At 63.5% G+C, this 15,786-nt stretch carries 13 protein-coding genes; 8 read left to right on the plus strand and 5 right to left on the minus strand.

Features of this window, described 5'->3' with window-relative positions; translation table 11 throughout:
• The first annotated feature begins 59 nt into the window (after positions 1-59).
• Positions 60-1,994 carry an ATP-dependent zinc metalloprotease FtsH gene (gene ftsH / locus QAZ22_RS08000; RefSeq protein WP_278206128.1) on the plus strand — a complete coding sequence of 645 codons (1,935 nt, stop codon included), beginning with the start codon at positions 60-62 and terminating at the stop codon, positions 1,992-1,994.
• Between the two features lie 197 nt (positions 1,995-2,191).
• On the opposite strand, the gene QAZ22_RS08005 is transcribed toward ftsH, so the two are convergent.
• Together QAZ22_RS08005 and QAZ22_RS08010 are read right to left on the minus strand one after the other, a co-directional pair.
• A complete protein-coding gene (locus QAZ22_RS08005; protein WP_278206129.1) occupies positions 2,192-2,650 on the minus strand; it encodes a hypothetical protein in 459 nt (152 codons plus the stop codon).
• Between the two features lie 242 nt (positions 2,651-2,892).
• Positions 2,893-3,741, minus strand: coding sequence for a hypothetical protein (locus QAZ22_RS08010; protein WP_278206130.1), 849 nt, complete (start codon positions 3,739-3,741; stop codon positions 2,893-2,895).
• Between the two features lie 366 nt (positions 3,742-4,107).
• On the opposite strand from QAZ22_RS08010, the gene glmM reads away from it, so the two are divergent.
• From glmM to serA, 5 genes are all read left to right on the plus strand, one after another.
• Complete coding sequence (gene glmM, locus QAZ22_RS08015; RefSeq protein ID WP_278206131.1) at positions 4,108-5,460, plus strand: phosphoglucosamine mutase; 1,353 nt, start codon at positions 4,108-4,110, stop codon at positions 5,458-5,460.
• Positions 5,461-5,669: 209 nt separating this feature from the next.
• A complete protein-coding gene (locus tag QAZ22_RS08020) occupies positions 5,670-6,488 on the plus strand; it encodes an outer membrane protein (protein WP_278206132.1) in 819 nt (272 codons plus the stop codon).
• A 208-nt stretch (positions 6,489-6,696) separates the two neighbouring features.
• Positions 6,697-7,572 (plus strand): outer membrane beta-barrel protein, encoded by an 876-nt coding sequence (locus tag QAZ22_RS08025; RefSeq protein ID WP_278206133.1) that lies wholly within the window; start codon positions 6,697-6,699, stop codon positions 7,570-7,572.
• Between the two features lie 194 nt (positions 7,573-7,766).
• Positions 7,767-8,942 carry a phosphoserine transaminase gene (locus QAZ22_RS08030; RefSeq protein WP_278206134.1) on the plus strand — a complete coding sequence of 392 codons (1,176 nt, stop codon included), beginning with the start codon at positions 7,767-7,769 and terminating at the stop codon, positions 8,940-8,942.
• Positions 8,943-9,008: 66 nt separating this feature from the next.
• A complete protein-coding gene (serA, locus tag QAZ22_RS08035) occupies positions 9,009-10,610 on the plus strand; it encodes a phosphoglycerate dehydrogenase (protein WP_278206135.1) in 1,602 nt (533 codons plus the stop codon).
• A gap of 208 nt (positions 10,611-10,818) precedes the next feature.
• Here serA and QAZ22_RS08040 read toward each other — a convergent pair whose 3' ends face one another.
• Positions 10,819-11,751 (minus strand): DMT family transporter, encoded by a 933-nt coding sequence (locus tag QAZ22_RS08040; RefSeq protein ID WP_278206136.1) that lies wholly within the window; start codon positions 11,749-11,751, stop codon positions 10,819-10,821.
• Positions 11,752-12,066: 315 nt separating this feature from the next.
• Between QAZ22_RS08040 and QAZ22_RS08045 the strand changes: the two genes are divergently transcribed.
• Positions 12,067-13,365 carry an adenylosuccinate synthase gene (locus QAZ22_RS08045; protein ID WP_278206137.1) on the plus strand — a complete coding sequence of 433 codons (1,299 nt, stop codon included), beginning with the start codon at positions 12,067-12,069 and terminating at the stop codon, positions 13,363-13,365.
• Between the two features lie 68 nt (positions 13,366-13,433).
• Positions 13,434-15,221, plus strand: coding sequence for a hypothetical protein (locus QAZ22_RS08050; protein ID WP_278206138.1), 1,788 nt, complete (start codon positions 13,434-13,436; stop codon positions 15,219-15,221).
• A 19-nt stretch (positions 15,222-15,240) separates the two neighbouring features.
• Here the strand turns inward: QAZ22_RS08050 and QAZ22_RS08055 are convergent, their stop codons facing one another.
• On the minus strand, positions 15,241-15,543 hold the full coding sequence (locus tag QAZ22_RS08055; RefSeq protein ID WP_278206139.1) for a CcdB family protein: 303 nt from the start codon (positions 15,541-15,543) through the stop codon (positions 15,241-15,243).
• Positions 15,543-15,785 carry a type II toxin-antitoxin system CcdA family antitoxin gene (locus tag QAZ22_RS08060; RefSeq protein ID WP_278206140.1) on the minus strand — a complete coding sequence of 81 codons (243 nt, stop codon included), beginning with the start codon at positions 15,783-15,785 and terminating at the stop codon, positions 15,543-15,545. The genes QAZ22_RS08055 and QAZ22_RS08060 overlap by 1 nt, the downstream gene beginning before the upstream one ends.
• Position 15,786: the final 1 nt, after the last annotated feature.

A 15,786-nucleotide genomic window follows, 5' to 3' on the forward strand; every position in this document is an offset into this window, starting at 1 on the left:
TTAGGCCCAAGCTTCCTTCACCATCGTGGGTCCGCATGCGGACGCCAACAGGACAATAGATGAATCCGAATTATCGCAACCTCGCGCTCTGGGCGATCATAGCGGTCCTGCTCATCGCCCTGTTCAATCTTTTCCAGACGCCGCAGACGCGCGGCGCCTCCAGCGAGATTGCCTATTCGCAGTTCCTGCAGGATGTCTCGTCCGGCCGGGTCAAGAGCGTGACCATCGCCGGCGCCCGCATCTCGGGCAACTACACCGACAATGCCAACGGCTTCCAGACCTACTCGCCCGGCGATCCGTCGCTGGTCTCGAGGCTGCAGGACAAGAACGTCACCATCAACGCGCGGCCTGAAACCGACGGTTCCAACTCGCTGTTCGGCTATCTGATCTCGTGGCTGCCGATGATCCTGATCCTCGGCGTGTGGATTTTCTTCATGCGCCAGATGCAGTCCGGCTCCGGAAGAGCGATGGGCTTCGGCAAGTCGAAGGCCAAGCTGCTGACAGAGGCGCACGGCCGCGTCACCTTCCAGGACGTCGCCGGCGTCGACGAGGCCAAGGAGGATCTCGAGGAGATCGTCGAGTTCCTGCGCGATCCGCAGAAGTTCCAGCGGCTCGGCGGCAAGATCCCGCGCGGCGTGCTGCTGGTCGGCCCGCCCGGCACCGGCAAGACGCTGCTCGCCCGCTCGGTCGCCGGCGAAGCCAACGTGCCGTTCTTCACCATCTCCGGCTCGGATTTCGTCGAGATGTTCGTCGGCGTCGGCGCATCCCGTGTGCGCGACATGTTCGACCAGGCCAAGAAGAATGCGCCCTGCATCATCTTCATCGACGAAATCGACGCGGTCGGCCGCCATCGCGGCGCCGGCCTCGGCGGCGGCAATGACGAGCGCGAGCAGACGCTGAACCAGCTGCTGGTCGAGATGGACGGCTTCGAGTCCAACGAAAGCATCATCCTGATCGCCGCGACCAACCGGCCCGACGTGCTCGACCCGGCGTTGCTCAGGCCAGGCCGCTTCGACCGCCAGGTCGTGGTGCCGAATCCCGACATCGTCGGCCGGGAGAAGATTCTCAAGGTGCATGTGCGCAATGTTCCGCTGGCGCCCAACGTCGATCTCAAGGTCATCGCGCGCGGCACGCCGGGCTTCTCTGGCGCCGACCTGATGAACCTCGTCAACGAATCCGCGCTGATGGCGGCGCGCCGCAACAAGCGGCTCGTCACCATGGCCGAGTTCGAGGACGCCAAGGACAAGATCATGATGGGCGCCGAGCGCCGCTCGTCGGCGATGACACAGGCCGAGAAGGAGCTGACCGCCTATCACGAGGCCGGCCACGCCATCCTGGCGCTCAACGTGCCGACGGCCGATCCGCTGCACAAGGCGACCATCATCCCGCGCGGCCGCGCGCTGGGCATGGTCATGCAACTGCCGGAAGGCGACCGCTACTCGATGAGCTACAAATACATGATCTCCAGGCTGGCGATCATGATGGGCGGCCGCGTCGCCGAGGAGTTCAAGTTCGGCAAGGAGAACATTACCTCCGGTGCCTCCTCCGACATCGAGCAGGCGACCAAGCTGGCGCGCGCCATGGTCACGCGCTGGGGGTTCTCCGACAAGCTCGGCCATGTCGCCTATGGCGACAACCAGGAAGAGGTCTTCCTCGGCCATTCGGTGGCGCGCCAGCAGAACATCTCGGAAGAGACGGCGCAGATCATCGACGCCGAGGTGCGCCGACTGATCGACGACGCCTACTCCACCGCCAAGACCGTGCTCACCAAGAAGAAGAAGGACTGGATCGCGCTCGCCGAAGGACTGCTCGAATACGAGACGCTGACCGGCGACGAGATCAAGCAGCTGATCGCCGGCCACAAGCCCGCCCGCGACCTTGGCGACGACACCCCGCCCAGCCGCGGCTCGGCCGTGCCGAAGGCCGGCACCGGCGGCCGCCGCAAGAAAGGCCCAGAGCCCGAAGGCGGCATGGAGCCGCAGCCCTCAAGCTGAGGTGGTGCGAAAGACTGATCGAGAAACGCCGCGGCTTGGTTCGCGGCGTTTTTGTTTGGGAATTGGAGACAAGGCAAGGCTTCCCTCGTCCCGGCGCCCAGATATCGCCCGACAGCGGATCCTCGGACACGCCCGAGGATGATGGCTCAACGTCTGCGGGGAAAACGGTGAACTGCTTTATCCGCCGTATTCGATTTTTATGATTCAGCTTTCAGCCGCGCATTGCAGAGGCTGTAGTAGCCGCCGCCCTTCTGGATCCAGCGAAGGCCGTTCAACGTACCCGCCTCCTTGTTGTTGTGGTAACCCTGCAGGCAGGTCTTCATCCGGGCCTTCGCGGGCGTTTCCGTCTTGAACTCGGCGGCGAGGGTGGTCGGGAATGTCACGCCCGCTGGCGCTACAGTGGGGGCGACCGCCGCGCTGGTGTCCTTTTTCTGCTGCTCCGCGGTTTTGACCGAATCCGCGCTGACATTCTCCGCGGCGGACGTCGCGCATTTCTCCTTGCGGAAAGCGGCCCAGTCCATGCCGTTCAGAGTGCCGCCTTCCTTGGCTGCCCGATAGGTCTCGCCGCATTCCTTCATCGTCAGTGCGCTCGCAGGTGAGGCGCTCCAAGCGACCAGTGCCGTCACAGCCAACGCCGCCAATTTCAAACTGAACATTGAGACCCTCCTGATTGACAATAGGTTCGACGCCCTTTTGTATACTGTTTGTTCCCTATGCGTTCAACCAGAATTTTTACCAACTACGGACAAGCGCGGCGGTGGGCAGTGTGGGCGAATCGATGATGCCGACAATCCTGCGATATGCAGATGCGAGCGGGGCCGCGGGCGTCTTCGCGCCCAACAAAAAGCCCGCGCATCTTGCGATGCGCGGGCCTTTTCTCTTCGAATAATCTAGGCGATCAGCTCTTCAGCTTGGCGTTGCAGAGGCTGTAGAAGCCGCCGCCCTTCTGGATCCACTTCAGGCCGTTCAGCGTGTTGGCGTCCTTGTTGGCGTAGTATTGCTCGAGGCAGGTGTGCATGCGGCCCTTGGCCGGGGTCTCGGTGGCGAATTTCGGCGAGATGGCGGTCGGGAAGGTCACGCCCTTCGGCGCAGCGGCGGTCGGCTTCGCCGGCTCCTTGGTGAAGGTCGCCTCGGTCGGAGCGGGCACGGTATCGTCGTCGGCGGCGCCGGCGCCGCATTCGGCCTTGCGGAAGTCGTTCCACTTCATGCCGTTCAGCTTGTTGGCGGTCTTCGCTGCCTGATACTTGGTGCTGCATTCGGCCATGCTCAGGCCCTTGCCGCCGTCGGCTGCCGCCGCCGTCGAGCTCGCGGTCTTGGCAGGCTTCGTGTCGGTCGCCGCCGCAGTGGCGCCGGCCGTGCATTCGGTCTTGCGGAAGTCGTTCCACTTCATGCCGTTCAACGTGCCGGCGGCCTTCGCGGCCTGGTACTTGGCGCTGCATTCCTTGGCGGTCAGGCCCTTGGTCGAGCTGTCGGTGGCCGCGGCGGCGGTGTCCTTAGCCTTCTTGGCAGGCTTGGTCTCGGCCGCCTTGGTGTCGGTCGTCGCTTTCGCGTCGGTCGCAGCGGAAGCGTCGCTGCCGCACTGCGCCTTGCGGAACTGGTTCCAGGTCTGGCCGGCGAGCGTTCCGGCGTCCTTGGCCGCGTTGTACTTGGTGCTGCACTCGGCCATGGTCAGCGCGTTGGCCGGCGCCGCCACGAAAAAGGCTGCGACGGCGAGGCCCGTCAATGTTGCAAGTCTATGAATAAGCATGGCGTTTCTCCCTTGCTGCCGCCAGATGGTGTCCCTATACCAAATCAATAGCTCTCAACTTCAGACTGCGCCAGATGCTTCCAGCGCGGATGCCCTCACAAAGTGTGTTGCTCCCGATAAGGTGATGAATTGCTTGCGGCTGGTCGCGCAAACAAGGTTTTTCCAAGCCGCATCCGGCGGAAAAGCTCGCCTCGGCTGGTATATTGCCGCTACAGTGAGAGGTCGTGGTAGGCTGTCGAATCACTTGAACCGCCCGCGACAATCATTTTCTAAGGAATGGTAATATATAATCACGAAATGTGATGATCGGATGCGGCCCAATTGTGGCAATACGGGCGGCTGAAACCGACGGGGACATTGGCAGGCATGGCAGGGCAGTATTTCGGCACCGACGGCATCCGCGGACGCGCCAACAAGTTTCCGATGACGGCCGAGGTCGCCATGAGGGTCGGGATGGCCGCCGGGCTTTCGTTCCAGCGCGGCAATCATCGGCACCGCGTCGTGCTCGGCAAGGACACACGGCTTTCCGGCTACATGATCGAGAATGCGATGGTGTCGGGCCTGTGCGCCGCCGGCATGGACGTGTTCCTGCTCGGGCCCATTCCGACACCGGCGGTCGCCATGCTGGTGCGCTCGCTGCGCGCCGACATCGGCGTGATGATCTCGGCCTCGCACAACCCCTATTACGACAACGGCATCAAGCTGTTCGGCCCCGATGGCTACAAGCTCTCCGACGAGATCGAGGAGCGCATCGAAGGCATGCTCGACAAGGACATCGACCTGGCGCTTGCCGATTCCGACGGGCTGGGTCGCGCCAAGCGCGTCGATGGCGTGCATGACCGCTACATCGAATTCGCCAAGCGCACGCTGCCGCGCTCGATGTCGCTTTCCGGGCTTCGTATCGTCGTCGATTGCGCGAACGGCGCCTCCTACAAGGTGGCGCCGGAGGCGCTGTGGGAGCTCGGCGCCGAAGTGGTCGCCATCAATGTCGAGCCGAACGGCTTCAACATCAACAAGGAGTGCGGCTCGACCCATCCGGCCGGCCTGCAGAAGAAGGTGCACGAGGTGCGTGCCGACATCGGCATCGCGCTCGACGGCGACGCCGACCGCGTGGTCATAGTCGACGAGAACGGCGCCATCGTCGATGGCGACCAGATCATGGCGCTGATCGCCGAGTCCTGGCACCAGAGCGGGCGGCTGGCCGGCGGCGGCATCGTCTCGACCGTGATGTCCAATCTCGGCCTCGAACGGTTCCTCGGCGACATGAACCTGCAGCTGCACCGCACCAAGGTCGGCGACCGCTATGTCGTCGAGCATATGCGCGCGCACGGCCTCAATGTCGGCGGCGAGCAGTCCGGCCATATCGTGCTCTCCGATTTCTCGACCACCGGCGACGGTCTGGTTTCGGCGCTGCAGGTGCTGGCCTGCATCAAGCGGCAGAACCGGCCGGTCAGCGAGCTGTCGAAGAAGTTCGAGCCGGTGCCGCAGCTTCTCAAGAACGTCCGCATCTCCGGCGGCAAACCGCTGGAGGAGGCACCGGTCAAGGCGGCCATCGAAGAGGCGCGCAACCGTCTCGGCAAGTCCGGCCGCCTCGTCATCCGGCCCTCCGGCACCGAGCCGCTCATCCGCGTCATGGCTGAAGGCGACGATCCGCAACTGGTCGAGACCGTCGTCAACGACATCGTCGGCATCATCTCGGAAACCCGCAGCGCTGCCTGACAGCCGCCGCGAACCGAGCCTGGCCGCGTCTCCAGCCCGCCTCCGGCGGGCTTTTTCGCGCCCCGCCCGCACAACGGCATTCCCTCTAAAATTGTATGGATTCGTGGTTAATCGGTACGGTTAAACGGCTTTTAACCTTTGCAATTCATTATCCACGCCGAGGTTCAACCTCGGGCGGTGTCGTCCCGAGGCTTCTTAGGGGTGACAGCATGTTGAATTCAGCAAGAATGGCATTTTTTGCCGCGCTGCTCGCGGGGGTAGCCGGACCGGCGCTCGCCGCCGATCTCGCGGAACCACCACCGGTCGAGGAGGCGCCGCCGCCAGTCGTCGAGGCTCAGCCGGTTGACGTCGGTGGCTGGTACATCCGCGGCGACATCGACTACCACAAGTCGACCTTGCGTGGCATCGACTACATTACATACGGCCCGCCGCCCGGCACCAACGATTTCGATTTCGGCAAGCTCAAGGGCGGCTTTTCGCTCGGCGGCGGCGTCGGCTACAAGGTCAACGATTACTTCCGTACCGATCTGACCGCCGACTACTGGTTCAAGTCGAACTTCAACGGCCAGACCTCGGACCTCACCACGACATCGACCGAGGTGTCGAGGATGAGCGCCCTGCTGCTGCTGGCCAATGCCTATGTCGATATCGGCACCTATCACGGCATCACGCCTTACGTCGGCGCCGGCATCGGCGGCGCGCACATCAAGTGGGACACGGTCCACGATCCGAACACCACCGAGACCAATCCGGGGTCGTCCAACTGGCGCTTCGCCTACGCGCTCATGGCCGGCGCCTCCTACTGCCTGACCGACAAGCTCATCCTCGACGCAGGCTACCGCTTCACCCATATCCAGGGCGGGCGCATGTTCGAGTTCGATGCGAGCAGCTCCGGGCCGGGGTTCGACCACGGCATCAACACGCATGAGGTGCGCGGAGGCCTGCGCTACCAGTTCGGCGGCAACAACGGCTGCGCCGCACCGGTGGTGGCCTACCAGCCGGAGCCGGAGCCGATCTACACCAAGTAATCGCTTCGAAGGTCCTGAAATTCGTCAACCGCCCGGCAAAATGCCGGGCGGTTTCGTTTTGTGCGCGGCTGGTTAAATCACATCGAAATCAATTCGGTAACCGCCTGTTATCCTTAACCGGCACTTAACCACTATGGTTAACAATACTCCTTGAAACGGCAGCTGTGCTCGCGTTCGCGACTGGCGCCAACTTCAGGAGCCGGGGACCATGACATCAAAATCGCGTATCGCACTGGCGCTCGCCGCAATCGTGCTGATGCCGGCGACACAGGCGGTGTCGGCCGACTACGACCCGCCGATCTATGTCGACCAGGCGCCGGACTATCAGCCGGTCGAGGTCGGCTCAGGCTGGTACCTGCGCGGCGATGTCGGCTACGCCTTCAGCCATCCTTACGACAACGAGGAAACTGCGGCGGGCTTCACATCCAAGAACAGCCTGTTCGATGGCAGCATTGGCATGGGCTACCATTTCAACGACTATCTGCGCGGCGATTTGAATTTCGGCATTCTGCCCTCCAACAGATTCGGCGACAACTTCGTCACCACTTGCGACGGCTCGATCACCACGACGATCTCGGACGTCAACACGGGCACCGTCGTCAATCAAACCACCGCCCCGGCTTCGGCGCCTTGCAGAGGCTCCAACCTGGCCAACAACAAAGCCTACAGCCTGATGGCGAACGGCTATGTCGATCTCGGCACATATGTCGGTCTGACGCCGTATATCGGCGCGGGCCTTGGTGTGGTCTATAGCAAATACAGCAGGGCGATCGGCAAGCGTGACTGCGTCGAGACGACATCGACCACGACCGCTGGCGGGTTCCAGACCGTCGATCAATTCAACTGCGACGATCCCGCCGGCTACGATGGCGCGGTGACTTCAAAGGCCAGCTACGATTTCGCCTATTCGCTCGCCGCCGGTTTGTCCTACCAGGTCACCAAGAATGTCTCCGTCGACCTCGGTTACGAGTATTTCGCGGTGCCCAGTGCGAAGTATGTCGCCTATGACGGCGGAGCCTTCAATATCCACAAGGGCGTCGACTATCAGAGCGTCAAACTCGGGCTGCGCTACGATCTCTGGTAAAACCGCGTCTTCTCATATGCGGACGGCGGATCCTGCGCTCCGCCGTTTTCGTTTTCGCCTTGTGATGAAAAACCTGACATATGTCCCGCCAGCGACAAAAACTTTGCTCTTGACGCCGGAAGGCTGAAAGCATATCGCCGTCCGTGGGCCACCCCTCCCCAACGAGGGGCCACTATCTGGAAGGATAGACCACAATGACGACGCTTACCAAGCCCGGACTCCGTCCGGCAAATCCCAATTTCTCCTCAGGTCCCTGCGCAAAACGCCCCGGCTGGTCGGCCGAGGCGCTGAAAGCCGCTGCGCTCGGACGTTCCCATCGCGCCAAGATCGGCAAGGCGAAGCTCGAACAGGCGATCGAGCTGACGCGCGAGATCCTCAAGGTTCCCGCCAACTATCGCATCGGCATCGTGCCGGCGTCCGATACCGGCGCGGTGGAGATGGCGCTGTGGTCGCTGCTCGGCGAGCGAGGCGTCGACATGGTCGCCTGGGAAAGTTTCGGTTCCGGCTGGGTGACCGATGTCGTCAAGCAGCTCAGGCTCGCCGACGTGCGCAAGTTCGAGGCCGGCTACGGTGTGTTGCCGGACCTGACGCAGATCGATTTCGACCGCGACGTGGTCTTCACCTGGAACGGCACGACTTCCGGCGTGCGCGTGCCGAACGGCGATTTCATTCCGGCCGCGCGCCGCGGCCTGACTATTTGCGACGCGACTTCGGCCGCCTTCGCCCAGAGGCTCGACTTCGAAAAACTCGATGTCGTGACCTTCTCCTGGCAGAAGGTGCTGGGCGGCGAGGGCGCGCACGGCATGCTGATCCTCAGCCCACGCGCCGTCGAGCGGCTGGAAACCTACAAGCCGGCCTGGCCGCTGCCGAAGATCTTCCGCCTGACCTCGGGCGGCAAGCTGATCGAGGGCATCTTCAAGGGCGAGACCATCAACACGCCGTCGATGCTGTGCGTCGAGGACTATCTCGATGCCCTTCAATGGGCGAAGTCGATCGGCGGCCTGGAAACGCTCATTGCCCGCGCCGACGCCAATGCCGCGGTGCTCGACCGGTTCGTGGACAAGTCATCGTGGCTCGGCCATCTGGCCGTCGATCCGGCGACGCGCTCGAACACCTCGGTCTGCCTCTCCTTCACCGACGTGCAAGTGGCGGGGCTCGACGCCGACGGTCAGGCGGCGTTCGCCAAGGGCATCGTCTCGGCGCTCGACAAGGAAGGTGTCGCCTATGACATCGGCTCCTATCGCGACGCGCCGCCCGGCTTGCGCATCTGGTGCGGCGCGACCGTCGAGACCTCCGATCTCGAAGCGCTGCTGCCATGGCTCGACTGGGCCTTTGCCTCGCAGAAGGCGTCGCTCAAAGCAGCGGCCTGAAATTCGTGGCGGCCTGTGGGCCGCCACCATTTCCCAACACGCTCAATTCCCTTCAAGGAGGCCGTTATGGCGCCCCGCGTTCTCGTATCGGATAAACTTTCAACGACCGCCGTGCAGATTTTCAAGGATCGCGGCATCGAGGTCGACTACTTGCCCGATCTCGGCAAGGACAAGGAAAAGCTGCTCGAAGTGATCGGCCAGTATGACGGCCTCGCCATCCGCTCGGCGACCAAGGTCACCGAGAAGCTGATCAATGCCGCCACCAGGCTGAAGGTCGTCGGCCGTGCCGGCATCGGCGTCGATAATGTCGACATCCCCGCGGCGAGCCGCAGGGGCATCATCGTGATGAACACGCCCTTCGGCAACTCGATCACCACGGCAGAGCACGCCGTGGCGATGATCTTCGCGCTGGCGCGCCAGATCCCGGAGGCCAACGCCTCGACCCATGCCGGCAAGTGGGAGAAGAACCGCTTCATGGGTATCGAGATCACCGGCAAGACGCTGGGCGTGATCGGCTGCGGCAATATCGGCTCGATCGTCGCGACGCGCGGTGTCGGCCTGAAGATGCATGTGATTGCCTTCGATCCGTTCCTGTCGGACAGCCGCGCCGAAGAGCTCGGTGTCGAGAAGGTCGAGCTCGACGATCTCTTCGCCCGCGCCGACTTCATCACCTTGCACACGCCGCTGACCGACAAGACGCGCAACATCATCGACGCGGCCGCGATCGCCAAGATGAAGGACGGCGTGCGCATCATCAATTGCGCGCGCGGCGGGCTGGTCGTCGAGGCCGACCTGGTCGCGGCGCTGAAGAGCGGCAAGGTTGCCGGCGCCGGCGTCGACGTCTTCGAGGTGGAGCCGGCCGAGCAGAACGCACTGTTCGGCCTGGAGAATGTCGTAGCCACCCCGCATCTCGGCGCCTCGACCACCGAGGCGCAGGAGAACGTCGCCCTTCAGGTCGCCGAGCAGATGTCCGACTACCTGATCAAGGGCGCCGTCTCCAATGCCATCAACATGCCCTCGATCACCGCCGAGGAAGCGCCGAGGCTGAAACCCTTCGTCAAGCTCGCCGAGGTGCTCGGCGCCTTTGTCGGCCAGGTCACCGAGGATCCGATCAAGGAGGTCGAGATCCTGTTCGACGGCTCGACCGCGACGATGAACACGCGAGCGCTGGTGAGTGCCGCTCTTGCCGGCCTGATCCGGCCGCAGGTCTCGGACGTCAACATGGTGTCGGCGCCGATCATGGTGAAGGAGCGCGGCATCATCGTTGCCGAGGTCAAGCGCGACAAATCGGGCGTCTTCGACGGCTATATCAAGCTCACCGTCACCACCGAGCACATGACGCGTTCGATCGCCGGCACCTGTTTCTCCGACCACAAGCCGCGCTTCATCCAGATCAAGGGCATCAACCTCGACGCCGAGGTCGGCCAGCACATGCTCTACACGACCAATGCGGACGCGCCCGGCATCATCGGCCTGCTCGGCACCGTCTGCGGCGAGAACGGCGTCAACATCGCCAACTTCCAGCTCGGCCGCAACCGGCCGGGCGGCGATGCGATCGCGCTGCTCTATCTCGACGCGCCTTTCCCGGAAAGCGTGCTGGACCAGCTGCGGGCGCACAAATCGATCGACTCGGCCAAGCGGCTGCACTTCGACGTCGGCAGCGATTGACAAGTCATCAAAAAAGGGCCCCGCATGCCGCGGCATAAGGGGCCCTACTCTTAAAGCGCGTCGCGCCGAAACGGATTCAGGCGGCGCGCTTTAAGCCCTTGTTTTGATGCATGTCGTTGTCCCAGAGCCGCGCACACTCCGGGCGACATGCATTAAGGCAACACCTGACCGGCAAGGGGAGCCGGGGTGCGTTCTCGCATCGCCATCGTCAATCACTGCCTTGCGTATCCAGCAGCGGCTGCCGCGATGCCTGCAGAATTGCCCTTCTGCCGCTGTATTCGGCGAGCGCGATGCCTCCGAGCACGAGCGCGAGTGCAAGTCCCTGATAGAGCTCGAACTGTTCGCCGACGATCAGCACCGAAAGCAGCGTGCCGAAGATCGGCACCAGATTGATGAACAGCCCAGCGCGATTGGCGCCGATCAGTTCATTGCCCCGGATGTAGAAGATCTGCGAGACGACGGACGCGCCGAGCGCGGTGTAGAACGCGACCGCCCATCCTCGCGCGTCCGGGACGATGACCCGGCCGGCCGCCACTTCCCAGACAAAGAAGGGCAACGAGGTCAAAAGCGCGGCGAACGACAAAGCCAGCATGAAGCCTTGCCAGCGAATGGCCGGCTTCAGACGCAGCCCCACCGAATAGAGGCTGTAGCAGAGCACCGCGACCAGCATGATCGCATCGCCGAAATTGAGATCGAGCTTCAGCAACTGGCTGAGATCGCCATGGCTGGCGGTGAGGGCGACGCCGACGATGGTCAGCGCCACGCCGACGATTTGCAGGCGCTGCACATGCAGGCGGAACAGCACGAAGTTGGCAAGGATGATGACGATCGGTATGGCGGCCTGCTCGATCGAGACATTGATGGCGGTCGTGTAGTTGAGCGCCGTGTAGAAGATGACGTTGAAGATCGTGAAGCCGCAGGCGCCGAGTCCGGCGAGCAGCAGCCAATGCCGGCGCAGCTCGGGCCAGTCCTCGCGAAACGCCCGCCAGCCGACGGGCAGCATGATCAGAACCGCCAACACCCAGCGCAGGAAAACCAATGTCATCGGCGACACATGGCCGACGGCAAGCTTGCCGGCCACGGAATTGCCGCCCCATAGCAGCATGGTGGAGAGAAGGAACAGATAGGCAGCTCGATGCATCGCTCAATCCGGCGCGGAGTCTGTTCGAAGATCAAAGCCGACCTATTGCGATGACCGCGGCAAGTAAATGCTGCGAAAGCCAGAATTTGTTGTGCCTGGACCAGGATGGCGATTTCTTTGAATCATCATCCTGGTCCCGCACTTGATTGCAGCATGATCTCTTTTCGAAACCTGTTCCCACTTTTCGCTTACGCGGTCCTTCGGTTCGGGACCATGGGGTTTCGGCGGCAAAGAAAGGGTCGCATCGGCCTGAACATGAGTCTATAGAGGCCTGTCGTTTCAAGCCGCCAAGGCGGCATCTCAAGGGAAAAGAACATGGCCAATGTGGTGGTCGTCGGCTCGCAGTGGGGCGACGAAGGCAAGGGCAAGATCGTCGACTGGCTGTCGGAACGTGCCGACGTGGTCGTGCGCTTCCAGGGCGGCCACAATGCAGGTCATACGCTGGTCGTCGACGGCAAGGTCTACAAGCTGTCGCTCCTGCCGTCCGGCGTGGTCAGGCAAGGCAAGCTGTCGATCATCGGCAACGGCGTGGTCTTCGATCCGCATGCCTTCGTCGCGGAAGTGGCGAAGCTCAGGGAGCAGGGCGTGGACGTTACGCCGGAGCGCCTGAAAATAGCCGAAAACACCGCGCTTATCCTGTCGTTGCACCGGGAACTGGACGGATTCCGCGAAGACGCCGCCTCCAATTCCGGAACCAAGATTGGCACGACCCGCCGCGGCATCGGCCCCGCCTACGAGGACAAGGTAGGCCGGCGCGCGGTGCGGGTGATGGATTTGGCGGATTTGGAGACACTCCCCCTGAAGGTCGACCGGCTGCTCACGCACCACAATGCGCTGCGCCGAGGGCTCGGCCATGCCGAGGCGACGCATGAGGCGATCATGCAGGAGCTGACCTCTGTTGCCGGCGAGATCCTGCCTTACATGGACCGCGTCTGGAAAGTGCTCGACGACAAGCGGCGCGCGGGCGAGCGCATCCTGTTCGAGGGCGCGCAAGGCACGCTGCTCGACATCGACCACGGCACCTACCCTTTCGTCACCTCGTCCAACACGGTGGCGGGACAGGCGGCCGCAGGCTCCGGCACCGGCCCCGGCGCCATCGGCTATGTGCTCGGCATCACCAAGGCCTATACGACGCGTGTCGGCGAAGGTCCGTTCCCGACCGAACAGAAGAACGAGATCGGCGAGTTCCTCGGCACGCGCGGCCACGAGTTCGGCGTCGTCACCGGCCGCAAGCGCCGCTGCGGCTGGTTCGACGCCGTGCTGGTGCGCCAGGCCGTCGCCGTCAACGGCATCAAGGGCATCGCTCTCACCAAGCTCGACGTGCTCGACGGGCTGGACGAGATCAAGGTCTGCACCGGCTATCGCCTCGATGGCGAGCCGATCGACTACCTGCCGGCCAGCCAGGGCGCCCAGGCGCGCGTCGAGCCGGTCTATGAGACGCTCGAAGGCTGGAAGGGAACGACGGCCGGCGCCAGGAGCTGGAACGATCTGCCGGCGCAAGCGGTCAAATATGTCCGCTATATCGAAGAGCTGATCGGCGCCCCGGTTGCGCTGCTTTCCACCAGCCCAGAGCGGGACGACACGATACTTGTGACCGACCCGTTTCAAGACTAGTTTCACAGCCCTTCCCGGCGCTACGACTGATTTGCAGGCCGGGGAAAGAATGCAGGTCCGACTGACGCATGGCAGATTTCGTTGGTGTTCTGAAAAAGCAGCTTGAGAAGCACGGCGAGCCCTCGTCCGAGCTGCGCAAGCGGATTTACGAGAATGCGCGTGCGGCACTGGCGAAGAAGCTCGCCGACTATTCTCCGCCTTTGTCCGCCGAGGTCGTCAGCAAGCAGAAGCGCTCGCTGGAAGATGCCATTTCCAGCGTCGAGCGGGAGTACGCCAAGCCTGCTCCGGCGCCCAAGCCGGCTCCAGCAGAAGATCCGCTGGCGGAACTCGAACACATCTTCTCATCGATCGACCGCAACAAGAACCAAACGAGCCACGTCCGGCAACCGGCGGTGACGAAGCTCGAGCCTGCTAGGCCCGAGCCTGCCAAACCCGAGCCCTTCAAGCCGGCGCCGGCGCCCGTCAAGACGGAACCAAGCTGGCAGAGCGCCCCAAAGATGGAGCCAAGCTGGCAAGGCGCGACGAAGACCGAGCCCGCAGGCTGGCACAAAGTGCCTGCGGCACCGCCGCAAATGCCCTCGCCGCGCGAGGACGATGTCAACCTGCCCGGCATGAATGCCGCCGAGCCGGACGACGGCAGCGATGTCTTCGCCAATGACGAACAGCCGGCGGCGGACACGTTTCAGCGGCTGCGGCCGCCGCGCAAGCGCAGCTATGGCGGGTTGATCGCGACGGTCATTGCGCTTCTGGTGCTAGCCGGCGGCGGTTACGGGGTCTGGCTGAACAAGGATGCGTTCAGCACGATGCTCGGCCTGAAAGGCGGCGGCAGCAAGACGGTCTCGACCGAGCCTCTGGTCAAGCCTGCCCCGGCAAAGCCGGCGCCCGAGACGGCGGCCGCGCCTGCCGCCGGGGGCGCCAACGCAGCCGCTCCCAGCGAGCCGGCCGAAGCAAAGTTCACCCAGCGCCTGACCCCTGAGGGCAAGGAGACCGATCCCGGCCCGGCCGGCGGGCAGAGCACCATCGGCGAGGGCGAATCCGTCGCAGCGCTGACCACGCCGCCGCCGGCAGCGCCTGCGACGACGAACCCGCCTGCCGCCGCCGGCACGCCGCCGGTTGCGCAAACGCCGGGCGCGACCCCGGCTGCCGCCGGAGCGACGCCGCCGTCGCCTGCCGGCGCTGCCGCCAATCCGCCTGCGCCGGCTACCGGGACCCCGTCCGCGGCGATCACTCCGCCTGCGGCTGGCGCGACGCCACCCGCGTCGGGAACCACGCCCGCGCCGGCGACGGCCGAGGCGACCGTGCCGGTCGGCCAGAAGGCGATCTTCTATGAGGAGCGCACCAGCACGCAGCAAGGCACCGCCGAGCCCGGCAGCATCGTATGGTCGCTGGTGCAGGAATCGCCAGGCGGCGACCTGCCGCCCGAGCCGGCGATTCGCGCCGAGGCGACAATTCCCGGCAAGGACATCCAGCTGCGCATGACCATCCGGCGCAACACCGACCAGACCCTGCCGGCCAGCCATATCATCGAGATGATTTTCCTGACGCCGGAAGGGTTCGACGGCGGCGGCGTCGACAACATACTGCGCATAGCCATGAAGAGCTCGGAACAGGATGCCGGCAGCCCGCTGATCGGCATCCCGGCCAAGATCGCCGACGGCTTCTTCCTCGTCGCGCTCAACGACACCAAGGCCGACGAGGACGCCAATTTGACACTGCTCAGGGGACAGGACTGGATCGACGTGCCGGTGGTCTACAAGACCGGACGGCGTGCGCTGCTCACCATGGAAAAGGGCATCCCCGGCGAGAAGGTCTTCGACGAGGCGCTGAAGGCCTGGGCCACGAAGACTTCGGGATGAGGAACAGCGGCGGTGTCGCTCAGAAGCCTTGAAACAGCATGTCGAGCGCGGCGACGATCTCGTCGTGATGGTTCGTGAGATTGGTTCTGTTCTCAGTGAGCTCCGTCACGGCCACGGTGGCGATCAGATGGGTGGCCATGATCAGTTTCCGCCCATTGATTTCGAAGACCGGGTGTAGCTTTCGCATTGGCGGAGGCGCCGATGAGAGTGGCAGAAGCGGAACGACCACTCTTGTCTTGAAGTTGTCGAGCAGATCGGACTGAACATCGAGAAGGTAGCCGCCTTCTATGCCACTGGCGGCGAAGACGTCATAGCGCGCCATCAGAACTGCCGATATTCTTTGAGCGGAATGCCATGCTTCTCGACATAGTCATTCCAGGAGTCCATCGTGGCGCGGTTTTCAAGCTTCCAAAGTCGCGTTTTCTCGGCAGCTACCGCTTCGGCAATGCCGGCCTCAGCGGCTCGCGAGACATTCACGTTGAGTCCCTTTGCTTCCGTCATGAGCTGTGAATCGATCGACAGATTTGCCGGCTGACGGACCGCGTTTGCAGCAATCTTGCGCATA

It is taken from the genome of Mesorhizobium sp. WSM4906 (assembly GCF_029674625.1).
Classification (GTDB): Bacteria; Pseudomonadota; Alphaproteobacteria; order Rhizobiales; family Rhizobiaceae; genus Mesorhizobium.